Raw genomic sequence first — 19,571 nt, forward strand, 5'->3', positions numbered from 1 at the left:
TTGGCGGGGCGTCGTCACGCTTTTCTTGGTGGGCCGGTGACGAGAGCGGGGCGCCACCCCCGGACCGGGGCGGCGGGCAAATCGGATGGAACCGATGGGCGTCGGGACGCGTCTAAACGGGGTGTCAGGGAAAGTTCTTCCGCGGATGATGCGGCAACAGAAGGGGGAAGACCGTGATTGCGGGCGGGGATGACATGCGGATGTCGGGGGACGAGGTGGCGCGTGTGGCCGCCGACGTTTCCGGGCGGGCGGTCGACGGTGACGGACGGTGGGCCGCGGTGCCCGGGTTCGCGCCGATTGCCGCGGGGGCGGCGTTCGTCGATCGGGGCGTGCGCCTGGAGATCGCCGTGGAGGCGATGCGCGGGCGTGGCCGCCGGGCGCACGGGACGTTGGGGGAGTACGCGCCCGCGGTGGCCGGGCAGTTCGGCGCGTTGGCCGACGTCGATGGTGCGGTCCGTGATGCGGTCGGCCGGATCGACGTGACGGGAGGGGATTCGGCGTGAACGGGGAGTTCATCAGCACCGGAGTGGCGGGATTGGGGGCCGTGCTCGGCGCGGCCGACGCGTGCGCGGTGCCCTATGGCGCGCCGCCGGTGGCTCCGGCGGCGGTGCCCGAGGCGTCGCTGGCTGCGGCGGCCGTTGACGGATTGGACCCGGGTGCGTTTGCGGCGGTGGCCGAAGGCGTGAACCTGGGGTGCGCCGAGGCGGCGGGCAACGGGGCGGTGGGTTTCGCGGGCCTGGGCGGCGCGGCCGCCGACGCGATGGCCGGTGCCGTCGCCGGGGCCGACGCCGCATGCCTCGGGCAGTGGGCCTCGGCTGCGGGGGCGGGGTTCGGCATGCTGTGCGCGGGAGGGGCGGCTGCGACGGTAGCGGCGGCGGCCGATGCGTCGATGTGCGGTGCGATCGATGCGGCCGGGGCGGTGATCGGCGGGTGCGAGGCGACGGCCGGACTGCCGGGTGCGGGTCCGGCGGTGGCGCAGGTGGCCGCCCAGGTGTCGGGTGCGTTGGTCGGCTGCCTCAACGGGATCATCGCCGCCCGCGACGTCTGCGTCGGCGAGATCCTCGACTGCGCCATCGCCGACGTCGAGGCATGCGTCGCGGAATCGGACGCGGCGTCCGTGCCGGAGTGCCCCGACGTCGTCGTCGACCGTGAACCGGTCGCGCCGACCGTTCCCGCTGCGTCGACGGTGCCCGCTGTTTCTGCCGGGCCGTCCGCGTCCGTGGAGGCGGTGGCCGGTGCGGCGGGTGCGATCGCCGCGCAGATCACCGGCGCGGTCGTCGGCGGCATCTCGGTGGCGGTGAACGCGGGAGGGATGCTCGACCTGTGCCTGCCCGCGGAGTGCGTCGAGCCCGGAGCGAACCCGGAACCGGCGGAATGCGTCGAGCCCGAGCGCGAGCCCGAACCGGTGGAATGCGTCGAACCCGAGCCGGAGTTGGAGCCGGTCGAGTGCGTCGAACCCGAACCCGAGCCTGAGCCGGCGCCGGAGCCGGAACCCGAGCCCGAGCCCGAGCCCGAGCCCTGGGAGCCGCCGCCACCGGCCGGAAAGCTGGAGCACATGTACGGCGGTGGCGGTGAGCAGGCACCCGACCCCGCACCGGAACCGGCGCCGGAGCAGGTGCCGGAGCCGACTGCGCCGACGGCACCGGTGCAGGCTCCCGCCGACCCCTCGCCTGCGGACCCCGCGCCCGAGGAACCGGCCGCCGCCGCTGCCGGCACGGTGCATGCGCCGTCGGCGGGAGGGTGGGCGTGATGGATGCACCGGCGGGCATGGACCCGCTGCAGTGGGCCCGGTACGACGCCGCCATGCAGCGTTACCGCGACACCGTCGCCGCCCACCGGGCGACGTTCGAATCCGAATTACGCAGGGCGAAAGACGCGCTGGCGGAACTCAATCGACGACACCGATCGAATGGCACCGCCTCCGCGACGGACGGACGCCACCCCGGAGTCGTGGGGAAAGCCGATGCGCAACCCCGCCGGGTGCGGGCGGCGGGCGGTCCGGTGCAGTCGATCCTCAACAAGGGCGGCTGACGGAAACCGGCGGGCGTCGCAAAGCAACGACGAAAAGAAAACCGCCGCCCGGAAAAACCGGACGGCGGCGCAAACAAAAACGCTAGGAACGGGGCTCGCCCGGCAGCGGCACGTACTCGGTCTCCGGCAACTGATCGCGCAACCACTCCATGCTGCGGTTGGTGACGCCCTTCATCTTCAGGTCCGGCTCGGTGAAGGCGGAGTACTTCTTCTCCCCGCCGACCGTGGCCAGAATGTACCCGGTCAGGGCGGCGCGTGTGATCTCCTGCTGCTTCACGCTCGACTTGGAAAAGCCCAGCAGACGGCGAGACAGGGGAGTTTCGGAGAAATCGGCCTGCTCGGCGCCGTCGACCTCGCGGAAAATGACGTCACCGGCCCAATTCGCGGCCAGACGCTTCGGGTTGCCCCGATCCAGCCACTGATTCTCGCCGGGGCCGAGCACCAGACCCGGGCAATGCACGTTCGTCGCCGCCGCCTCCGCCGACGGAGACGTGTCCGCCGGGAACACGCACGACACGGACCGAATGTTCTCGCGGCCCGCCGCAGCCAGCACCGCCGCGCCCGCACCCATGCCGTGGCCGGCCAGGCCCAGCTTCGCCGGAGACACCCGCACCTCGCCCTCGCCCAAGAGGACGCCGCCGAGGATCTGCAACGCCGACTCCAGGTCATTGGCCAGGCCCCGGTGATCCGCCACGAACCCGGTCTCGGTGTTCGGCGCGGCCACCGCGATGCCCCACGACGCCAGATGACGCAAGGTCGCGTGGTAATCGTCGACCGGCGAACGCCAGTCATGACCGAAGGCGATGCCGGGGACGCCCTTGCCCTTCGCCGGCGTGTACACCACGCCGGGCAACCCGACGTAGGCGAGATCGCCGACGAGGACGCGGTGCGGACCGCGCTTCGACAGATTGGAGACGAGGGTCTTCAGGTTCTCAGCCACGTGGCCAGCATATCGGCAATGGACGGGCCCATGTGCGGCGGCGTCGGAAACGCCGACCGGAATTTCCCTCTTTTTCGATGAGGGCAACGGGGCCGGGCACGGTTATTCTGTACGGCATGTGCGGAATCGTTGGATACGTGGGACGGCAGCCGGCGCTCGACATCGCGGTCGAGGCGCTGCGACGGATGGAATACCGGGGCTACGACTCGGCGGGAATCGCCGTCCTCGACGGTGCCGGCGGCGTCAACGTGGAGAAGAAGGCCGGCAAGCTCGCCAACCTGGAAAACGAGCTCGACGCCGCCGGGCGCGACCGTTTCGCCGGTGAGGCCTGCATCGGCCACACCCGGTGGGCCACGCACGGCCGCCCGACCGACGCCAACGCGCACCCGCACGTCTCCTACGACGGCAAGGTCGCCATCGTCCACAACGGCATCATCGAAAACTTCGCCCCGCTGCGCGCCGAACTGGAGGCCGCCGGCGTCGAGCTGAAGTCCGACACCGACTCCGAGGTCGCCTGCCACCTGCTGGCCCGCGCCTACAACGGCGAGGACGAGTCCGGCACCGCCGGTGATTTCGAGGCCTCCGCCCTGGCGGTGCTGAACCGCCTCGAGGGCGCGTTCACCCTGCTGTTCACCCACGCCGACCACGCGGACCGCATCATCGCGGCCCGCCGCTCCACCCCGCTGATCGTGGGCGTGGGCGGCGACGGCATGTACCTCGGCTCCGACGTGGCGGCGTTCATCGCCCACACCAAGGAGGCCGTGGAACTGGGCCAGGACAACGTCGTGGTCATCACCGCCGACGACTACAGGATCATGGGTTTCGACGGCACGGAGCAGTCCGGCCGCCCGTTCACCATCGACTGGGACCTCGCCGCCGCGGAGAAGGGCGGCTACGACTCCTTCATGATCAAGGAGATCCACGAGCAGCCCGGCGCCGTCCGCGACACCCTGGCCGGCCACCTGGTCGACGGCCGCGTCGTCCTCGACGAGCAGCGCATGACGGACCAGGATCTGCGGGACATCGAGAAGGTCTTCGTCGTCGCCTGCGGCACGGCGTACCACTCGGGCCTGCTGGCCAAGTACGCCATCGAGCATTGGGTGCGCATCCCGGTGGAGATCGAGGTCGCCTCGGAGTTCCGCTACCGTGACCCGGTCCTGGACCGGCAGACGCTGGTGGTGGCCATCTCGCAGTCCGGCGAGACCGCCGACACGCTGGAGGCCGTGCGCCACGCGAAGTCGCAGGGCGCCCGCGTGCTGGCGGTGTGCAACACCAACGGCGCGCAGATCCCCCGCGAGTCCGACGCGGTGCTGTACACCCACGCCGGCCCGGAGATCGGCGTCGCCGCCACGAAGTCCTTCCTGGCGCAGGTCGCCGCGAACTACATCGTCGGCCTGGCGCTGGCGCAGGCCCGCGGCACGAAGTACCCCGACGAGGTCACCCGCGAGTACCGCGAGCTGGAGTCCATCCCGGACAAGATCGCGCAGGTCGTGGCGATGCAGGAGCAGATCTACGACATCGCCCGCGAGCTCGGCGCGATTCCGACGATGCTGTTCCTGGGCCGTCACGTCGGCTTCCCGGTGGCCCTGGAGGGTGCGCTGAAGCTGAAGGAGCTGGCGTACATCCACGCCGAGGGCTTCCCGGCCGGCGAGCTGAAGCACGGCCCGATCGCCCTGATCGAGGAGGATCTGCCGGTGGTCGTGGTGGTGCCGTCGCCGAAGGGCCGTGCGGTGCTGCACTCGAAGATCGTGTCGAACATCCAGGAGATCCGCGCCCGCGGCGCCAAGACGATCGTGATCGCGGAGAAGGGCGACGAGAAGGTCCGCCCGTTCGCGAATTACCTCATCGAGATCCCGGAGTCGTCGACGCTGCTGCAGCCGCTGCTGTCGACGATCCCGCTGCAGTTCCTGGCCGCGGAGATCGCGCGCCAGTGCGGCAACGAGGACATCGACAAGCCCCGTAACCTGGCGAAGTCGGTGACGGTGGAGTAGTTTTCCGCCCGGCGTCCGGTGCCCAGCGCCCGGCGTCCGGTTCCGGCTCGACTCGACTTCGAAGGAAAAGTTCACGTGAATGGCAACCATGGTTTCGGCGGGGGCCCGCGGAATTACGGCGGAGGGTTCAACGGAGGATTCAACGGGTCCTTCGGCGACGGGAACCGTAGTGGTTTCGGGGGCGGCGCAGGGGGCAACTCCTTCGGCGCACCGGGACCGGCCAGCGGGTTCGGGGGCGCTCCGGGGCCCGGTTTCCAGGGCTTTCCGACGCCGCCCCCGGCGCCGATGCCCGGGCCCCCGCAGAAGAACGGGGGAGGCAAGAAGGTCGCGATCGGAGCCGCCGCGGCCGCCGTCGTGGTGGCGTTGGTGGGGGCCGCGGCCCTGGCCTTTTCCGCCGGGGATGATTCGGCGAACGCCGACGGTGACCCCGGGGTCGATCAGGCGGGCGTGACCACGGAGGCCGTGCCCGACGGGGACGCGGGTTCGGGCAGCGGCGACGCGGAGGACTCGGCGAACATCGACTCGGAGGACGGGGCGGACATTCCCGAGTCCGACATCCCGGACGCGGACGACGATTCCGCGATCTTCCACGACAGTGAGGAATGGCAATTCCTGTCGATGCCGGGGGCCGTCGTTCCGGGCGGCATCATCGTCAACGACACCGATGAGTCGAGTTGCTCGGTGGGGTACGTCGTGTCGACGGACAATCGGGACTTCGTGTTGACCGCGGGGCATTGCGGTGAGGAGGACGACCAGTTCTCCATCGTGGACGAAGACGGGTCATCGACGTACATCGGTTCGATGGTCGAGTCGGAGTTTCTGACGGCCGGCGGCGCGGATTACGGGTTGATCGACATCACCCGCGCGCGACCGCATGTCCAGACGTTCCCGTTCGACGCGCCGTTGAAGGGATGGCGCGACGTGTCGTGGCTGGAGGAGAACAAGCCGAGGATTTGCCGGCTGGGTTTCCGCACCGGTTTGTCGTGCGGCGAGTATCTGGGCGTCGACGACAACGGGATCCTCAGTTTCCGCGGCATCGCCGACCACGGTGATTCGGGCGGCCCGGTGTTCGCCCAGACGGACGACGGCTTCTACGCGGTCGGGCTGCAGTCCTACGGGCAGCCCGCCGACGCCACGCGGGTGTCGGCGATGACGATCGCCGAGCCCATGAACTTGTGGGGGCTGACGCTGTACGCGTGACGGTCGGCGTCGCCGTCGCGGCGATGCCGGTCGGCCGCGCCGTGCCTCGGCCCGTGTCGGGGCCGGTGCTTTACGACGTCAGCACGTGGACGGCACCCCGTCCTCCCGGTTGACCCACTGTTGGAGCGCATCGTGCACGGCATCGGCGTAGGCGGTGGCGCCGGTGAGGGTCGGGTGGATGAGGTCGTCGCGAAGCAGCGTCGTGTCGGCCGTCGCCGCCTGGCACCACTCGGCGCCGTAGACGTTGTCGTACTTCTTGGCGAAGTCGATGACCTGCTGCTTGGCTTCCGGCATGTACCAGCGGTCGCCGTAGGGCATGACCAGGATGATGACGCGGTCCTCGCCGAGGAGGTCGACGATGTCCTCGAATTCGCCCTCGCGGGCCGCGCCGTTGGTGCCGAAGCCGAGGACCACGAACTGGTCCAGGGTGCCGGCGGCCTCCATGTTGGAGATGATCGTCGGCAGGGCCTCGTAGTGGCGCGACACCGCACCGTCGACGTAGATGCCGGGGAACTCCTCTTCCAGCGCCATGGAGCTGGCCAGCATCACGGAGTCGCCGATGGCGGTGATGCGGTCGCCCGTCGGCATCTTCCGCGTCGGCAGTTTCGGTGCGGCGGCCTGGGCGGCTTCCTGACGTTGGGCGAGGGCCTCGAGATCGGCCTCCAGGTTCTCGCCCGGACGCGCGCCACCGGTGACGGCGGCGGGCAGACCCATCAGCGCCACGGCGACGAGCACGACCGTCGCGCCGGCGAAGATCGTGCGGGGAGTGCCCGGGCCGGGGACCTCGTCGCGGCGGGCGCGGCGACGGGCGGCGCGCCACCGGCGGAACGGTTCGACGACGCCGTTGCGGCGGATCGGATCCTCCACGAGCGTCCACGACATCGCGGCCAGAAGGAAGGACAGCACGATGACCGCGGCGCCGCGGGCCAGCGGCATGTCGTCGAGCTCCTTCGGCAGGTACACCGTCACCGGCAGGTGCCACAGGTAGATGCCGTAGGAACGCTCGCCGATCCACCGCATCGGCGCGATGCCCAGCACCCGCGACACGAGCGTGCGCTGGTCGAGGATCGAGTAAATCGCGGCCATCGTCGCAAAGCTCAGGACCACCAGGCCGCCGCCGAAGAGGAACGGCGAATCATCGGGCATCACCGCGACGAGGACCACGATGACGGCGATGCCGACGAGTCCCGACGCTTCCGCGGGGAAGCGTTTGATCTCCGCCGTGCCGTTCCTGCGCACCAGCAGGATCGCCAGCAGCGCGCCGAGCAGCAGACCGCCGGCGCGGGTGTCGGTGCCCTCGTAGATGCGGGTGGCGTCGGCTCCGACGTTGGACAGGTGGGCCATCCAGGCGAAGCTCGCCGCGGCCAGCGCCAACGTCGCCCCGCCGATGAACCATCTCGCCTTTCGCCGCCGCCCGAACAACGCGAACAGCAGCGCCAGCACCAGCGGCCAGACGAGGTAGAACTGCTCCTCGATGGACAGCGACCACATGTGGTCCAACGGGCCGGTCGACTCGAACTGGTCGAAATACGACTGCCCCTGGGCGATGACGTACCAGTTGTTGACGTACAGCAGCGAACTGATCGATTCGCCGACGCGGTCGCCGAGTTCCCCCGGCGTCGACAGCGCCGTGACCAGGAACACCGCCGCCACCGTGACCACCACGGCGGGCACGAGCCGCCGGAATCTGCGCAACCAGAAGGTGCTCAACCGGAAGGAATCGTGCCGGTACTTCGCGCGCAGCAGATTGGTGCTGATGAGGTAGCCCGACAGCGTGAAGAACACGGCCACGCCCAGCAGACCGCCCGGCGCCCACGAGGCGTCGAGGTGGTAGAACAGCACGGCCATCACGGCGATGGTCCGAAGGCCATCGAGCGCCGGGACGTAGGTGGTGCGGGAATCCACGGGTTTGGGCATGTGGCGAGGGCTCTCCTGGGGACGGACGAGGGACGGGGCACGGGGCCCGGAGCACGGCGCGGCGGGGCGCGCCCGACCGATGGCCACCGCGCGATTGCAACATAGTCCCCTCCACCGCCGCGTCGGCGTTAGTCGCCGTCGGGCTTTCGCCGAATTTGGGGGTGGTGCATCTCGTCGGGCCCCGCTTGGCGACGGTCGGCGCCTGGATCCGCGACAGCCGGGTGGCGTCGTCGTCGCCGTGGTCGCCTCGGGCGTGAATCCGCGGCCGGACGTAGTCTCGGGTCATGGAAGCCGTCTTCACCGTCGACCAGATCCGCCGTGCCGAAGGGCCCCTGTTGAGGGCGCAGGATGAACCGGATGAATTGATGAGGCACGCGGCCAAGGCCGTCGCCGACGCGGCGAAGGTGATGCTCTCCGCCCCGAAACCGTATTTCCTGGGCCGCTACGCCACGCGCGTTCTGTTGCTGGTCGGCTCGGGCGGCAACGGCGGCGACGCCCTGTACGCGGGGTCGCTGTTGGCCGCCGAGGGCATCGGCGTCGACGCGGTGCTGCTGGGCGACGCCCCGCACGAGCGCGCGCTGGCCACGTTCCGCCGCCGCGGTGGGGCGGTGCTGGTCGACGGGTTGCCGGATTTCCCTGCGGGCCTGCGTGGCGACGGCAACCCCGAGCCGCTGGATCCCGCGCACCCGGAGTCGGCGCGTCCGTGGGGGTATTGCCTGGTCATCGACGGCATCGTGGGGCTCGGGGGCACGGGGGCGCTGCGGGAGAAGGCGGCGCGGATCGTGCGGGTGGCGGCGAAGAACCACGCCCGTTTCCTGTCCATCGACGTCCCCTCGGGCGTGGCCGCGGATACGGGGGAGACCGTGCCGGGGGCGTCGATCCCGGACCCGCAGTGGGAGCCGGGGGATCCGGATGAGCCGTCGCCGCGCACGCTGGAATTGCCGGGCCACGTCACCGCCGATGTGACGGTGACGTTCGGCGGTCTGCGTTTCGCCCATGCGCTGTCGGACCAGTGCGGCGAGGTCGTGGTGGCGGACATCGCGCTCGACGGCGACGGCCCCGAGTTGCATCTGCTGCCGCGGGAGAAGTGGCCGGCGGGTGCGGAGGCCGGCCGCAGTCTGCATGGCCAGTTGCATCGGGATCTCGCCCGCGACGCCGCCGAGAGCACCACGGAGACGTGGACGTATTACCGGTCGCTGGCGGTGCCGCCGCGCAATGCCTTCACGTGGCCGACGCTGTACGACGTCGATCCGGGTGACGTGTGGACCTCGGTCGGCGATCATCCGCGCCCGCCCCGCCCGGGTTTTCCGCGTGATCTGGAGCCGGGTGCCGAGGATGACAAGTACTCCGGCGGGGTCGTCGGCATCTGCGCGGGCGGTGACAGGTATCCGGGTGCGGGCGTGCTGGCGACCACGGCGGCGGTGCGGGCGACGTCCGCGATGGTCCGCTACGTCGGTGCCGTGTCGGCGGAGGTGGTGCGCGCGCTGCCGGAGGTGGTCGCGCATGCTTCGCTTGACGACGCCGGCCGGGTCGACGCGTGGGTGGTCGGTTCGGGCCGCGGCACCGATGATGCGGCGGCTGCGGAGTTGGCTGAGTTGTTGAGCCGTGACGAGCCCCTGCTCGTCGACGCCGACGCCATCACCCTGCTGGCGCGGCACCCGGAACTGAGGGAGAAGCTCGTGGCCCGCGAGGGGGAGACGTTGTTGACTCCGCACGCCGGGGAGTTCCGCCGTCTGTCCGATGCGATGGCGGAAGCGGGAGCCGAGGCGCTGCCCGATCCCGCCGACCATCCGATCGGCGCCGCGAAGGCGATGGCCGTCGCCCTGGATTGTGCGGTGCTGCTCAAGGGCCGGCGCACCGTCGTGGCGATGCCGGCCGGGCACGGCCACCGCACGGGCACGGTGCGCATCATCGACGCGGGCACGTCGTGGGCGGCGACGCCCGGCAGCGGTGACGTGCTGTCCGGTCTGGTCGGGGCGTGGATGGCCAAGGACGGCATGGCGGGGATCGCGCCGGCGGTCACCGTCCACGCCCGGGCGGCCGAAGTCGCGGCCCGCACGCCGGCCGGGTATGCGCCGACGTCGGCGTCGCTCATCGCCGGGGCCATCCGGGAGGCCACTGCGGCACTGGCGGCGGAGACCGCGTGGCCGTCGGTGGCACAATGACCGACATGAACGCCGCACGAGGAGCGAACGCATCCGACGATCGGACACCATCCGGGAATCGGAATCCGTCGGACGAAGGGGCCGGCCCCGGGGAGACCGTCCCGTCCCCGGCCGATCCCACGTTTCCCGGGTTGCTCGTGCAGACGGTGGATCTTGCGGCGGTGCGCCACAACATCGGGACCATCAAGAAGGCGTCGGGCGCCCGGCGCCTGATGGCCGTGGTGAAGGCCGACGGTTACTCGCAGGGGGCCACCGAGGTCGCGGGCGCCGCGGTGCGGGCCGGCGCCGACCAACTCGGCGTGGCCACGCTCCAGGAGGCGCTGGACCTGCGCGAGTCGCTGGAGCTGCGCGGCACGTCGGCGATGATCCTGGCGTGGCTGTGGCACCCCGATGAGGCGCTGGAGCTGGAGGCGGCCGTGGCGTCGGGCATTCACCTGGGCGTGGCGTCGGAGGAGCACCTGGCCGCGGTCATCGCCGCCGGTCGCCGCGCCAACGTCCGCCCGACGGTCACCGCCATGGCGGACACGGGGCTCAACCGCTCGGGCATCTCCGTCGTCGACGGCGCCTTCGAACGCGTCGCCGCCCGGTTCGGCGACGCCCACGCCCGCGGCGAAATCGACTGCACCGGCGTTTTCTCGCACCTGGCCTGCGCCGACGAGCCCGACAACCCCGCAAACGACATGCAGGCGGGGAGGTTCCGCGAGGCGGCGGCCATTCTGGAGAAGGCGGGCGTCGTCAAGCAACTCAACCACCTGTCCAACTCGCCGGGAGCGCTGACCCGCCCCGACCTGTCCTTCGACATGGTCCGCCCCGGCCTGTCCGTCTATGGCCTGGAACCGGTCGCCGGCCGCGCCCACGGACTGCGCCCGGTGATGCGGTGGGAGGCGCGCATCCCCGTGATCAAGGACGTCCCCGCCGGCGAGGCCGTCAGCTACGGGCGCACGTGGGTCGCCGAACGCGACACCCGGACGGCGATCATCCCATGCGGCTACGCCGACGGCATGCCGCGCTCGGCGTCGGGCAAGTTCGACGTCAGCATCAACGGGGTGCGCTACCCGCAGGTCGGGCGCGTGTGCATGGACCAGTTCGTCGTCGACCTCGGTCCCGACGCCCCGGTGCGGCCCGGCGACGTCGCCGTCATCGTGGGCACGCGCGAGGGCGAGCCGACCGCCGACGAACTCGCCGCGGCGGCGGGCACCATCAACTACGAGATTCTGACGGCGCCGCGCGGCCGCACGCGCAGGCGGCACGTCGGGGTCGGCGAATCGGGGGCGGACCATGGCCGGACGTAGTCGTGGCGCGGTCGGGGCGGGGCGGTCCGGCGGGCGGGGCGGCATTCCCGGGTGGGGGATCGTCGCCGGCGCCGGTGCGCTGGCCACCGCGGCCGGCGCGGGCGTCATCGGCTGGCGCGAGCACTGGCTCGCCCGCAACGCCGCGACCGTCCCGCCCGAGCTGCTGACGCTGGGCGATGCCACCTGGTCGGGGACGGTGACCTCGTCGGACGGCCTCGACCTGTGCGTCGTCGAGCGCGGATTCCAGACCGCCCCGGTGACCATCGTGTTCACCCACGGGTACTGCCAGCGCAAGGATTCGTGGTGCCTGCTGTCGCATCAGTTCCGCAAGAGCTTCGGCGATGATGTGCGGTTGCTGTTCTGGGATCAGCGCGGCCACGGCGATTCCGGCGACCCAGAGGCCGAGGCCTGCACCATCGGCCACACGGCCGATGATTTGGCGTGCATCATCCGCGAGCGCGTCCCGGCCGGGCGCATTTTCCTGGTCGGGCATTCGATGGGCGGCATGACCGTGATGTCCTTCGCCCGCCGACACCCGGAGTTGATGGAGCGGGTGTCGGGAGTGGCGCTGCTGGCCACGGCGTCGGCGGGGCTGTCCAAGGGCGGCATTCCGCAGATGATGCTCGGGCCCGTCGGCCAGGCGCTGACGAAGACCGCGAAGTCGTTGCCCCAGTTGGCCAACCAGGTCCGGCAGTTGGCGACGGTGGGGGAGATGCCCCTCATCCGCGGCGCTTCCTTCGGGGATCAGCGGACGCCGCGTGCGATCGTGAAACTCAACGAGAAGATGATCGACGATACGCACGCCACGACGATCTTCAATTTCTTCGGCGCGTTGCAGCTTCACGACGAGTCGGAGGGCGTCGCCGCGTTGGAGGGCCATCCCGGCGTGGTCATCGCCGGCGACAAGGATCGGATGATCCCGTACGAGCGGGCGGTGGACATCATCGAGGGCTGGCCCGGCGCCCGCCTGGTGAGGGTGCCCGGCGCCGGCCACATGGTGCAGCTGGAGCAGCCGAAGCTGGTCGGCGGGGCCATCGAGACCCTCGTCCGCGAGAACTGGCCGGTGTAGGAGGCGGCCGGTGGACGAACCGGCCGACGCAGACGAAAACCGGCCGGTGCGCGGCCCCGGTGGGGGCGATCCGGGGCCCGCATTACGATGTCCCCATGACTTCCCGCCCCAGCACTTTCCAGGAATCCGGTGCACGGACATTGCCGACGGCCGAGGACATGCGGGCCTTCGGCGAGGAACTCGGGGCCACGTTGGTCGCCGGTGATCTGGTCATCCTCGATGGTCCGCTGGGCGCGGGCAAGACCACGCTGACCCAGGGCATCGCCGCGGGCATGAACGTTCGCGGGCGGGTGACCAGCCCGACGTTCACCATCGCCCGTCACCACCGCAGCCTGGGCGGCGGACCGGATCTGGTCCACGTCGACGCCTACCGGCTGTTCGGCGAGGAAGGACCGGACACAGGGGAGGCCGGTGGCGCCTCGTCCGTCGGGGGCCTCGACGCCCTCGACGCCCTGGACTCCCTCGACCTGGACACGGATCTGGAGTCCTGCGTCGTCGTCGCCGAATGGGGCGCCGGCCTGGTCGAGCAACTGTCCGACTCCCTGCTGCTGGTGAGCATCGACCGTTCCTCGGCGGATGACGTCCGGGAAGTGACGTGGCGGCGGGTATCGTGACGGACATGTTCGTACTCGCCGTCGACACGTCCACGCCGCAGGTCACCGCCGGTCTCGTCCACGTCGCCGAGCTGCCCGGCGAGCGTGCGGCCAACGGTCGCCGGTCGCCGATGCTCGAGGAATTGTCGGCGGCCGGTCACGTCGACGCGCGCGCCCACAATGAGGTGCTCACGCCGCTGATCCGGACGTGCCTGGCCGACGCCGGGCTCGGGGGTGGCGCCGCCCGCGCGGTCGGGGCCGTCGTCGTCGGCTGCGGCCCCGGCCCCTTCACCGGCCTTCGGGTGGGCATGGCCACCGCGGCGTCGTTCGCCGATGCGTGGGAGGTGCCGGCCCACGGCGCATGTTCGCTCGACGCGCTGGCCCATCCGGGCGGGGAAGCCCTGCCCGGCGACGTCATGGTGGTCACCGACGCCCGTCGCCGGGAGGTCTACGTCGCCGCCTACCGCGATGGTCGACGGGTGTGGGGGCCGGCTGTGATGGCTGCGGCGGCCTGCGCCGATGCCGTGCTGGAGGACGTCCCCGATTTCGTGCCCGGGCAGTTCGTCGGCGACGCGGACAAGTGCGCCGACGTCCGGGCGGGCTTCGCCGACACCGACGTCGCCGCGGTGGTCGCGGATTCCCGCATCACCGGCGCATATCCGACGCCCGCCGGACTCGTCGCCGCCGCCGTCGCCGAGTTGGAATACCACCACGACGAAGACGGTCCGGACGCCGACGGCGACGGCGAACCCGACCACACGCCGTTTTCCGCCACCGCCGCTCTCGCGGGGCCGGCCGCCGCATTGGTGCCGCTGTACCTCCGACGCCCCGACGCGACTCCGCCGAAACCCGTGCCCAAGTCCCCTGCGATTCCGGACGTGGACGTCGCGAAGCGGGACGGCGCGTGATCGGCGCGGGACCCGGCCCGAACCCGGATCAGCTGTTGGCCGCCGCCACCTTCGGGCGGCTGGCTCCCGGGGCGGCGTCGGGATGCGCCGCGCTGGAAGCCCAGATCTTCGCCGGCGACGACCCGTGGCCCGAGTCCGCCTTCGCCGCCGAACTGGCCAGCCCCGCCAACCTCTACCTCGGTTGGGTCATCCCCGACGGCGGTGCCGCGAAGGGCGTCGACCGGGTGCTCGCCTACGGCGGAATCACCAGGCTGGGGCCGGAGTCGGCGCCCGAGTACGAGATCCACACCATCGCCGTCGACTCCGTCCTGCGCGGCCGCGGCGTGGGCCGGGAACTGCTGGAACATCTGCTGTCCGTCGCCGACGCCGCGCCGGGGCCGGTGTTCCTGGAAGTGCGCACAGACAACGAACCGGCGGTCGGCCTGTACACCGCGCACGGGTTCGAAACCATCGGGGTGCGCAAGCGCTACTACCGCCAGTCCGGCGCCGACGCGTACACGATGCGTCGGCCGGCGGCGGGCGGGTCGTAGAATTCGGGCATGACCTCCAGCGCCGCCGCCCAGCACAGCCGCACGATCCTCGCCGTCGAAAGCTCCTGCGACGAAACGGGCGCCGCCGTCATGCGCGTCACCTGGTCGGATGACCTTCCCGCGGAGCAGGAGGGTTCGGCCGACCGTCCGCGGATCGAGGTCCTCTCCGATGTCGTGGCGTCGTCGATGGAGCAGCACGCCCGCTTCGGCGGCGTCGTGCCCGAGATCGCCTCGCGCGCGCACTTGGAGGCCCTGCAGCCGGTGGTCCGCGAGGCTTTGCGACGTGCGGGGGAGGCGCTCGGCCCCGACTCCGGGGAGGGGCGTTTCATCCCCGATTGCGTCGCCGCCACGGTGGGGCCCGGATTGGCGGGGGCGCTGCTGGTCGGGTCGGCCGGCGCGAAGGCGTACGCGGCGGCGTGGGACGTGCCGTTCTACGGGGTCAACCATCTGGGCGGCCACGTTGCCGTCGGCGCCCTCGATGGCGCGGACCTGACCAATGCCGTGGCGCTGCTGGTCTCCGGCGGGCACACGCAGCTGCTGCACGTGCGCGGTGCCGGGCGTCCGATGACGGAATTGGGATCGACCCTCGACGACGCCGCCGGCGAGGCCTACGACAAGGTCTCGAGGCTGCTCGGCCTGGGCTACCCCGGCGGACCCGTCATCGACCGCCTGGCCAAGGACGGCGACCCCGCGGCGGTGAAGTTCCCCCGCGGGATGATGCGGCCGCAGGATTCCCGGCACGACTTTTCGTTCTCCGGCCTGAAGACCGCCGTCGCCCGATACGTCGAAGCCGCCGAACGCGAGGGCCGCGTCATCGACATGGCCGACACCTGCGCGTCGTTCCAGGAGGCGGTGTGCGACGTGCTGACGTTCAAGGCCGTCCGCGCCGCGAAGGACGTCGGCGCGACGACCCTGCTGCTGGGCGGGGGAGTGGCCGCCAACTCCCGACTGCGCGAACTCGCCGCCGAGCGGTGCGCCGAAGCGGGCCTGACGCTGCACGTGCCGCCGATGCGCCTGTGCACCGACAACGGGGTGATGATCGGCGCCATCGCCGCCCACCTCATCGCCGCCGGCGCCGAACCGTCCGGCTACGGGTGCGCCACCGACCCGTCGATGCCGGTGGAGGAGCTCATCGCGCTTCCCGGCGGGGCGTCGTAAAGCAAACCCCGCACGCCCCGCCCGCCTCGGCGGGGCGCGGCCGCCCGCACCGGCCGCGACCGTACGCGCGGCCCGCACCCTCCAAGGTTGAGTGCTGGCACTCGCGGGGGTAGAGTGCCAGCAAGGTTGTTTGACACACAGTTGTTCACCCGCGACGACGGCTGTGCACGGCAGACCAACCGGCACAAGAACATCAACCAGGCGCCCGCCGCCCGCACCCGACGAAAAAGGGCCGCGACGGGTGCCCCGCTCATGGAGGAATTCATCGTGGCGAACGTCAACATCAAGCCGCTCGAGGACCGCGTCCTGGTCCAGATCAACGAAGCCGAGACCACCACCGCGTCCGGCCTGGTCATCCCCGACTCCGCGAAGGAGAAGCCGCAGGAGGCCACCGTCATCGCCGTGGGCCCCGGCCGCTGGGCGGACGACGACGACCGCATCCCGATGGACGTCAAGGAGGGTGACGTCGTCATCTTCTCCAAGTACGGCGGCACCGAGCTGAAGTACCAGGGCGAGGAGTACCTGCTCCTGTCCCAGCGCGACATCCTCGCCGTCATCGAGAATTAGGGCGGACCCACATGGCCAAGCTCATTGCATTCAACGAAGAGGCCCGCGACGGCCTCAAGCGGGGCGTGGACACGCTGGCCGACGCCGTCAAGGTGACCCTGGGCCCCAAGGGCCGCAACGTGGTGCTGGACAAGGCGTTCGGCGGTCCGCTGGTGACCAACGACGGCGTGACCATCGCCCGCGACATCGACGTCGAGGACCCGTTCGAAAACGTCGGCGCCCAGCTGGTCAAGTCGGTGGCCGTCAAGACCAACGACATCGCCGGCGACGGCACCACCACCGCGACGCTGCTCGCCCAGGCGCTCGTCCACGAGGGCCTGCGCAACGTCGCGGCCGGCGCCAACCCCGTCGCCCTCAACCGCGGCATCGCCGCCGCCGCCGACAAGACCGTCGAGCTGCTGAAGTCCAAGGCCACCCCGGTCACCGACTCCGCGTCCATCGCGCAGGTGGCCACCGTGTCCTCGCGTGACGAGGAGATCGGCGACCTGGTCGCCGGCGCCATGGACAAGGTCGGCAAGGACGGCGTGGTCTCCGTCGAGGAGTCGCAGACCATCGCCACCGACCTGCTGGTCACCGAGGGCGTGTCCTTCAACAAGGGCTTCCTGTCCCCGTACTTCATCACCGACGTCGACGCGCAGCAGGCCGTCCTCGAGGACGCGCAGATCCTGCTCGTCCGCGAGAAGATCACGTCGCTGCCGGAGTTCCTGCCGCTGCTGGAGAAGATCGCCGAGTCGGGCAAGCCGACCCTGATCATGGCCGAGGACATCGAGGGCGAGGCCCTGTCCGCGCTGGTCATCAACGCGATGCGCAAGACCCTCAAGGTCGCGGCCGTGAAGGCCCCGTACTTCGGCGACCGCCGCAAGGAGTTCATGGAGGACCTCGCCGTCGTCACCGACGGCACCGTGGTCACCGCAGACACCGGCATGCAGCTGAAGGACACCGGCCTGGAGGTCATGGGCCGCGCCCGCCGCATCACCATCACCAAGGACGAGACCGTCATCGTCGACGGCGCCGGCACCGCCGAGGCCGTCGAGGAGCGCCGCCAGCACCTGCGCAACGAAATCGAGCGCACCGATTCCACGTGGGATCGCGAAAAGCTCGAGGAGCGCCTGGCGAAGCTGTCCGGCGGCGTGGCCGTCATCCGCGTCGGCGCCGCCACCGAAACCGAGGTCAACGAGCGCAAGCTGCGCGTCGAAGACGCCATCAACGCCGCGCGTGCCGCGGTGCAGGAGGGCGTCATCGCCGGCGGTGGTTCCGTGCTCGTGCAGATCTCCCGCGAGCTGGAGGGCTACGCCGACGAGTTCACCGGCGACGAAGCCGTCGGCGTCCGCGCCCTGGCCCGCGCCCTGACCAAGCCGGCTTTCTGGATCGCCGTCAACGCAGGCGTCGACGGCTCCGTGGTGGTCCACCACATCGGCGAACTGCCGAACGGCGAGGGCTACAACGCCGCCACCGGCGAGTACGGCGACCTCATCGCCGCCGGCGTCATCGACCCCGTGAAGGTCACCCACTCCGCGGTGGTCAACGCCGCGTCGGTGGCCCGCATGCTGCTCACCACGGAGGCCTCCGTGGTGGACAAGCCCGAGGAGGAGCCGGAGGGACACGGTCACGCGCACTAGTCGCGCGTGGGCGCCCCCTTCGCCCTGCGACGCCCCATTCGGCCGATTGGCCGGGTGGGGCGTCGTTTTTCGTTTCGGTGCCGCAGCGTGATGTTTCGGTGCTGCGGTGCGGCCCGGGTGCGAGGCGTGACCCGGGTGGGATGCCCGCCCCGTGGTCGTCGCAAAGCCAACGAAGCCGGGCCGGCCCGAACCCGGGCCGAAAGAAAAACCGCCGCGACCCTGCACGGGCGGCGGCGGTGGCGTCACACCAGGACGGTCTCGCGAACCTTGTCGCGTCGGCGACGCGGGCGGTTGCGGAGGATCTCCGACCGCTCGGCCTCGCTCATGCCGCCCCAGATGCCGTACGGCTCACCGACCGACAGCGCATGGGTGCGGCACTGCTCCAGCACCGGGCACGCCTGGCAAATGGACTTGGCGCGCATCTCGCGCATTGCCCGGGCGCGGCCGCGCTCACCTTCGGGATGGAAGAACACCGAGGAATCCGCGCCACGGCAGGAACCGTGGAGCTGCCAGTCCCACAGGTCCGCATTCGGTCCGGGGAGGTGATCGATGTGAGTCATGGCCGGGAATCTCCTAGATAAAAGACACTCGTGTATCGCATCAAACGCGGATCGGTCCGCCGGGGCGGCCCGCGTGCGTCGTCCTCGGGTCGGGGACGGTCACGGCGGCCAGTGTGGGCCCGCATGGTGAACCGTTGGTTACGTCCGGGGAACCAATCGGCAGAATCGGGGCACAGTTTCGGAGAACTTCTCGGGCAGGCGGGATCTGAGGGGTTCCGGCAGTGGCGCGGCTCACGGGGCCGGCGCCGCCGCCCGCGGCTGCGAATACCTCTATTTGCGGTGTTGTACGATCAATGCACATTGGCGACGAACGTCAACGTCGGACGATTCGGTTCGCGGGCCGCGTCCCCGCGACGGCCACCGCGCCGCCGATCACCGCGATGGCCCGTCCCGGCGGCGGAAACCCCGGCCGACGGCGGATAGGGAAGGAATGGCATGGCCGACGATGACATGGTCCGCGATTGGGTGCGGCGTGCCATCGACGGCGACGGAGCCGCATTCGACTCCCTGATGCGCCACATCCACCCGCCCATCGTCCGCTACTGCCGCGCGCGCATGGGCCAGGACGGTGCGGTGTCCGCCGACGACGTCGCGCAGGAGACCATGCTCGCCGTGGCCAAGTCCCTCGACCGGTACACCGATCGCGGACGGCCGTTCATGGCGTACGTATACGGAGTCGCCTCCCACAAGGTCGCCGACGCCCACCGCGCCGGCGCCAGGGACCTGTCCCACCCCAGCGACACGCTGCCGGATACCCCCGTGACGGGGAGCGGGCCGGAAGAAGCCGTGCTCCTGGAAGATGCCGGTAACGAAGTCCGCGACCTTCTCGATTCACTGAGTGACAAGGCCCGCGACATCATCATCCTGAGGGTGTTCGAGGGGCTGCCGGCGGAGGAAGTCGCGCAGCTCGTCGGAAGCACCCCCGGCGCGGTCCGGGTCGCACAGCACCGCGCGTTGGCGAAGCTCCGCGCGGTGGTCGAGGAAAAGGCGTCGCGCGAACGAACCGGGGAAACCCGGAAGGCGCGATGACC

18 protein-coding genes are annotated in these 19,571 nt (G+C 70.9%); 15 read left to right on the plus strand and 3 right to left on the minus strand.

The window, feature by feature from the left end; all coding sequences use genetic code 11:
• The first annotated feature begins 200 nt into the window (after window positions 1-200).
• The 3 genes from CFREN_RS01925 to CFREN_RS01935 are packed head-to-tail and all read left to right on the plus strand — an operon-like array spanning window position 201 to window position 2,031.
• Window positions 201-503 carry a hypothetical protein gene (locus CFREN_RS01925; RefSeq protein ID WP_141743026.1) on the plus strand — a complete coding sequence of 101 codons (303 nt, stop codon included), beginning with the start codon at window positions 201-203 and terminating at the stop codon, window positions 501-503.
• Window positions 500-1,750: a hypothetical protein gene (locus tag CFREN_RS01930; RefSeq protein WP_209654187.1), complete on the plus strand. Its 1,251-nt coding sequence runs from the start codon at window positions 500-502 to the stop codon at window positions 1,748-1,750. The genes CFREN_RS01925 and CFREN_RS01930 overlap by 4 nt, the downstream gene beginning before the upstream one ends.
• Window positions 1,747-2,031 carry a hypothetical protein gene (locus CFREN_RS01935; RefSeq protein ID WP_209654185.1) on the plus strand — a complete coding sequence of 95 codons (285 nt, stop codon included), beginning with the start codon at window positions 1,747-1,749 and terminating at the stop codon, window positions 2,029-2,031. The genes CFREN_RS01930 and CFREN_RS01935 overlap by 4 nt, the downstream gene beginning before the upstream one ends.
• Window positions 2,032-2,113: 82 nt before the next feature.
• On the opposite strand, the gene CFREN_RS01940 is transcribed toward CFREN_RS01935, so the two are convergent.
• Window positions 2,114-2,971 (minus strand): dienelactone hydrolase family protein, encoded by an 858-nt coding sequence (locus tag CFREN_RS01940; protein ID WP_070521568.1) that lies wholly within the window; start codon window positions 2,969-2,971, stop codon window positions 2,114-2,116.
• A gap of 116 nt (window positions 2,972-3,087) precedes the next feature.
• Between CFREN_RS01940 and glmS the strand changes: the two genes are divergently transcribed.
• Together glmS and CFREN_RS01950 are read left to right on the plus strand one after the other, a co-directional pair.
• A complete protein-coding gene (gene glmS, locus CFREN_RS01945) occupies window positions 3,088-4,962 on the plus strand; it encodes a glutamine--fructose-6-phosphate transaminase (isomerizing) (protein ID WP_209654183.1) in 1,875 nt (624 codons plus the stop codon).
• A 285-nt stretch (window positions 4,963-5,247) separates the two neighbouring features.
• Complete coding sequence (locus CFREN_RS01950; RefSeq protein ID WP_052054063.1) at window positions 5,248-6,162, plus strand: chymotrypsin family serine protease; 915 nt, start codon at window positions 5,248-5,250, stop codon at window positions 6,160-6,162.
• Between the two features lie 78 nt (window positions 6,163-6,240).
• Here CFREN_RS01950 and CFREN_RS01955 read toward each other — a convergent pair whose 3' ends face one another.
• Window positions 6,241-8,079 carry an acyltransferase family protein gene (locus CFREN_RS01955; protein ID WP_209654180.1) on the minus strand — a complete coding sequence of 613 codons (1,839 nt, stop codon included), beginning with the start codon at window positions 8,077-8,079 and terminating at the stop codon, window positions 6,241-6,243.
• Between the two features lie 284 nt (window positions 8,080-8,363).
• Between CFREN_RS01955 and CFREN_RS01960 the strand changes: the two genes are divergently transcribed.
• The 9 genes from CFREN_RS01960 (at window position 8,364) to groL (ending at window position 17,980) form a co-directional block, all read left to right on the plus strand.
• A complete protein-coding gene (locus CFREN_RS01960) occupies window positions 8,364-10,244 on the plus strand; it encodes a bifunctional ADP-dependent NAD(P)H-hydrate dehydratase/NAD(P)H-hydrate epimerase (RefSeq protein ID WP_209654178.1) in 1,881 nt (626 codons plus the stop codon).
• Window positions 10,245-10,249: 5 nt separating this feature from the next.
• Window positions 10,250-11,536 carry an alanine racemase gene (alr, locus tag CFREN_RS01965; RefSeq protein ID WP_209654176.1) on the plus strand — a complete coding sequence of 429 codons (1,287 nt, stop codon included), beginning with the start codon at window positions 10,250-10,252 and terminating at the stop codon, window positions 11,534-11,536.
• Window positions 11,523-12,605, plus strand: coding sequence for an alpha/beta fold hydrolase (locus CFREN_RS01970; protein ID WP_209654174.1), 1,083 nt, complete (start codon window positions 11,523-11,525; stop codon window positions 12,603-12,605). The genes alr and CFREN_RS01970 overlap by 14 nt, the downstream gene beginning before the upstream one ends.
• Before the next feature lie 95 nt (window positions 12,606-12,700).
• Window positions 12,701-13,219, plus strand: coding sequence for a tRNA (adenosine(37)-N6)-threonylcarbamoyltransferase complex ATPase subunit type 1 TsaE (gene tsaE / locus CFREN_RS01975; RefSeq protein ID WP_209654172.1), 519 nt, complete (start codon window positions 12,701-12,703; stop codon window positions 13,217-13,219).
• A 5-nt stretch (window positions 13,220-13,224) separates the two neighbouring features.
• A complete protein-coding gene (gene tsaB, locus CFREN_RS01980; protein WP_070519337.1) occupies window positions 13,225-14,106 on the plus strand; it encodes a tRNA (adenosine(37)-N6)-threonylcarbamoyltransferase complex dimerization subunit type 1 TsaB in 882 nt (293 codons plus the stop codon).
• Between the two features lie 35 nt (window positions 14,107-14,141).
• On the plus strand, window positions 14,142-14,636 hold the full coding sequence (gene rimI, locus CFREN_RS01985; protein WP_425321496.1) for a ribosomal protein S18-alanine N-acetyltransferase: 495 nt from the start codon (window positions 14,142-14,144) through the stop codon (window positions 14,634-14,636).
• 9 nt (window positions 14,637-14,645) lie between these two features.
• Window positions 14,646-15,794: a tRNA (adenosine(37)-N6)-threonylcarbamoyltransferase complex transferase subunit TsaD gene (tsaD, locus tag CFREN_RS01990; protein WP_070519317.1), complete on the plus strand. Its 1,149-nt coding sequence runs from the start codon at window positions 14,646-14,648 to the stop codon at window positions 15,792-15,794.
• A gap of 267 nt (window positions 15,795-16,061) precedes the next feature.
• Complete coding sequence (gene groES, locus CFREN_RS01995; RefSeq protein WP_209654806.1) at window positions 16,062-16,361, plus strand: co-chaperone GroES; 300 nt, start codon at window positions 16,062-16,064, stop codon at window positions 16,359-16,361.
• Between the two features lie 11 nt (window positions 16,362-16,372).
• Entirely contained in the window at window positions 16,373-17,980 is a 1,608-nt protein-coding gene (groL, locus tag CFREN_RS02000; protein WP_070519315.1) for a chaperonin GroEL, read from the plus strand.
• A 242-nt stretch (window positions 17,981-18,222) separates the two neighbouring features.
• Here the strand turns inward: groL and CFREN_RS02005 are convergent, their stop codons facing one another.
• Complete coding sequence (locus tag CFREN_RS02005; RefSeq protein WP_070519313.1) at window positions 18,223-18,540, minus strand: WhiB family transcriptional regulator; 318 nt, start codon at window positions 18,538-18,540, stop codon at window positions 18,223-18,225.
• A 435-nt stretch (window positions 18,541-18,975) separates the two neighbouring features.
• On the opposite strand from CFREN_RS02005, the gene shbA reads away from it, so the two are divergent.
• Complete coding sequence (gene shbA, locus CFREN_RS02010) at window positions 18,976-19,569, plus strand: RNA polymerase sigma factor ShbA (RefSeq protein WP_070519311.1); 594 nt, start codon at window positions 18,976-18,978, stop codon at window positions 19,567-19,569.
• The last annotated feature ends 2 nt before the right edge of the window (window positions 19,570-19,571 follow it).

This window comes from Corynebacterium freneyi (genome assembly GCF_030408835.1).
Classification (GTDB): Bacteria; Actinomycetota; Actinomycetes; order Mycobacteriales; family Mycobacteriaceae; genus Corynebacterium; species Corynebacterium freneyi.

Bases quoted from the DNA above. Each gene is read 5' to 3' on its own strand.
- CFREN_RS01925 (WP_141743026.1), top strand. From the start codon at position 201: ATGTCGGGGGACGAGGTGGCGCGTGTGGCCGCCGACGTTTCCGGGCGG.
- glmS (WP_209654183.1), top strand. From the start codon at position 3,088: ATGTGCGGAATCGTTGGATACGTGGGACGGCAGCCGGCGCTCGACATC.
- CFREN_RS01950 (WP_052054063.1), top strand. From the start codon at position 5,248: ATGCCCGGGCCCCCGCAGAAGAACGGGGGAGGCAAGAAGGTCGCGATC.
- CFREN_RS01955 (WP_209654180.1), bottom strand. From the start codon at position 8,079: ATGCCCAAACCCGTGGATTCCCGCACCACCTACGTCCCGGCGCTCGAT.
- CFREN_RS01960 (WP_209654178.1), top strand. From the start codon at position 8,364: ATGGAAGCCGTCTTCACCGTCGACCAGATCCGCCGTGCCGAAGGGCCC.
- alr (WP_209654176.1), top strand. From the start codon at position 10,250: ATGAACGCCGCACGAGGAGCGAACGCATCCGACGATCGGACACCATCC.
- CFREN_RS01970 (WP_209654174.1), top strand. From the start codon at position 11,523: ATGGCCGGACGTAGTCGTGGCGCGGTCGGGGCGGGGCGGTCCGGCGGG.
- tsaE (WP_209654172.1), top strand. From the start codon at position 12,701: ATGACTTCCCGCCCCAGCACTTTCCAGGAATCCGGTGCACGGACATTG.
- tsaB (WP_070519337.1), top strand. From the start codon at position 13,225: ATGTTCGTACTCGCCGTCGACACGTCCACGCCGCAGGTCACCGCCGGT.
- tsaD (WP_070519317.1), top strand. From the start codon at position 14,646: ATGACCTCCAGCGCCGCCGCCCAGCACAGCCGCACGATCCTCGCCGTC.
- groL (WP_070519315.1), top strand. From the start codon at position 16,373: ATGGCCAAGCTCATTGCATTCAACGAAGAGGCCCGCGACGGCCTCAAG.
- CFREN_RS02005 (WP_070519313.1), bottom strand. From the start codon at position 18,540: ATGACTCACATCGATCACCTCCCCGGACCGAATGCGGACCTGTGGGAC.
- shbA (WP_070519311.1), top strand. From the start codon at position 18,976: ATGGCCGACGATGACATGGTCCGCGATTGGGTGCGGCGTGCCATCGAC.